We start from the raw sequence: 2,413 nt of genomic DNA on the forward strand, positions 1-2,413 counted from the left end.
CTTCGCTGGGGGCCGGCTGCGGGGTTGCCGTCGCCGAGGGCGCCGGCAACCCCGCAGCCGGCCCCCAGCGAAGCGACCCAGCCGCCCGCCACCACCGTCCCGACGAAACCGGCACCGACGAAGCCGGCAGCGACCTCGCCTGCGCCCGCCCCAGCGGAACAGCCCAACCGCCCACCAGCGCCCCGACGAAGCCACCGGCTTCGCCGTCCAGGCCGCCCACCACGGCGCCGGCCGGCTCGCCGTCCGTCGCGGCCTCGGCCGCGGTGACACCGCCGCGGACTTCCTCCACCCAGACGGTGGCGCAGACGTCCAGGCCACAGCCCACGGCGCGGCCTCGATCGTCGGCGAGCCGCGGCCAGCGCGCACCCTCGAAGCCGACCGGAACGACCGGCCCGACCGGCCCGACCGGGCGAGCAGCGGCCACGACCGGGCAGGGGACGGCGAACGCGAGCGTCACCGCGGGCGGTGCCGCCGGCACCAGCAGCTCCGCCCTACGGGGCCCGGTGCGACAGAGCCCGGCAACGCGGACGGCTGTCATCCACCCACCGCTCATGCCCATCGGCGGGATCTCCAACAGCGGGGACGCCGATCACTCGACCTGGGCGCGGACGCCCACCACCCGCGGCGATGGATGGCTGCCGCGGACGCTGACGGACTGGCTGACCGGTGCCGCCAGGTGGCGCGACGGCCACCACGACATCCACCTGGGCATCCACTGGACGTCCGTCATCCACTCCCCGGTCCTGCAGATACTGGCTGTCGTCGCCGGTGCTCTCCCTCTCGTCCGGGGGGCTGGCCTGACGAGGCGCCCCCGCCAGGGCCCTTCCCCCGCGGTGTTCCGCTCTCCTGACCAGGCCAGCACGTCCGATCGCGGTTGTTCCCTCACCTTCACCGCCTGACGTACCCACCTCACATTGACTCGCAGTCACCGGATGCGATCTTTTGGTGACCGTATGCTCATGGCTGGCGGCTGGGGCCGCGGCAGACGCACCTGCCGCGGCCCCAGCCACCGACGGGGCTCGGATTCCGATCAACCCCGCGAGCGATGTCGGGTCACCATCGGCGGGGACCCAGCCCTGCCCGCGGTTCGCGGCCGGTCGACGGCCTGAGCACCGATCGTGATCCCCAGGGCGCGGAGGAGCCTGTGACCGACTGCCTGCCAGGCCCTGCCATGGCGGCCGGCCGCGCCGCCCTCGTCCAGGACAGTCCGTGATCACGAAAAACGTGCGCGAGGCCCCGCCGAAACACCGGCGCGAGGCCACCCGGCCGCCGCCCGGCCAGCGCGTACTCATCGCACGCGCCATGGCGCGCTCGGCCCTGAGCCTCGTCGCCCTGCTGCTCCTGTACTACCTGCTTCCCTTCGACCGGCCCTACAGGGACGGCGTGCACGCGGGCCTGGGGATCGCGCTGGCCGTCGCCCTGCTGGCGTTCGCCGGCATCATCGGTGTCCAGATCCGGCGGATCGCTCGGTCCGCCTACCCCGGGCTGCGCGCCGCGGAGGCCTTCGCCGTGTCCCTCCCACTGTTTCTGCTGATCTTTGCGGGAACCTACTTCGTGCTCGGCCGCGAACAGGCCTGCGCATTCACCCAGGCGATGACGCGCACGGACGCCCTGTACTTCACACTCACCGTGTTCACCACCGTCGGTTTCGGCGATATTGCCCCCGTGACCCAGACGGCCCGCATCATCACCATGATCCAGATGATCGGTAATCTCGTCGTGATCGGCCTTGTCGCGCGGATTTTTCTTGGCGCTATCGCCGCCGGGATACGCCGCCGCGCCGGCCGGGAGCCGGAGTGAGCGGAATCCCGCCACACCGGCAGCGGGGTCAGCCGGCCGTCCGGCCGGTGGCCTGGTCAGCGGCCAACGGCGGTCTGGCCACCGATCAGCCAACCGACCCGTCGGTCCCCTGGCCAGCAGGGCCTCCCCGGCCGAGCCCGACAGGCCCGGTCGGGGCCCCGGGCAGACGGCATGATCGGCTGCCCAGCGGGCGTGACAGCCGGCGAAGACGACATGAACGAAACGAGCGAAGCGGATGAAACAGACAGGTACGCCGCCAAACTCCGGACAGCACACCGTACCCGTGACACGCGACGATAGAATCCCTGCACATATCCGGAGGGACCCTGACGACCGAAGATACCAACCGGGACGCTGCCAGAATTATGTCTGCGAAAGGGCCAGGACGTGACGACAGGTGAGCCGTCGTGACAACAGGTGACCTACACCGTGGCCCCACGGTGCGCCGTATCGTCCTGGGCTCCCAGCTGCGTCGATTACGTGAAGGCAAGGGCATCAGTCGGGAAGCCGCCGGATACAGCATCCGGGCTTCCGAATCGAAGATCAGCCGCCTGGAACTCGGCCGCGTCAGCTTCAAGGAACGCGATGTCGCCGATCTGCTCACCCTCTAGTG

2 protein-coding genes and 2 pseudogenes are annotated in these 2,413 nt (G+C 70.9%); 3 read left to right on the forward strand and 1 reads right to left on the reverse strand.

Annotated elements, in window-relative coordinates; all coding sequences use genetic code 11:
* Positions 1 to 538, reverse strand: a pseudogene (locus tag CM1CMNOD_RS20030) (hypothetical protein); the annotation flags it as partial.
* A 13-nt stretch (positions 539 to 551) separates the two neighbouring features.
* On the opposite strand from CM1CMNOD_RS20030, the gene CM1CMNOD_RS20035 reads away from it, so the two are divergent.
* The 3 genes and pseudogenes from CM1CMNOD_RS20035 to CM1CMNOD_RS20045 all read left to right on the forward strand — a co-directional run.
* Positions 552 to 899, forward strand: a complete 348-nt coding sequence (locus CM1CMNOD_RS20035; RefSeq protein ID WP_013875415.1) for a hypothetical protein — start codon at positions 552 to 554, stop codon at positions 897 to 899.
* 310 nt (positions 900 to 1,209) lie between these two features.
* On the forward strand, positions 1,210 to 1,800 hold the full coding sequence (locus CM1CMNOD_RS20040; RefSeq protein ID WP_013875416.1) for a potassium channel family protein: 591 nt from the start codon (positions 1,210 to 1,212) through the stop codon (positions 1,798 to 1,800).
* Positions 1,801 to 2,207: 407 nt separating this feature from the next.
* Positions 2,208 to 2,408, forward strand: a pseudogene (locus CM1CMNOD_RS20045) (helix-turn-helix domain-containing protein); the annotation flags it as partial.
* Between the last annotated feature and the right edge of the window lie 5 nt (positions 2,409 to 2,413).

The sequence above is a fragment of the Protofrankia symbiont of Coriaria myrtifolia genome (assembly GCF_900634755.1).
Taxonomy (GTDB): Bacteria; Actinomycetota; Actinomycetes; order Frankiales; family Frankiaceae; genus Protofrankia; species Protofrankia coriariae.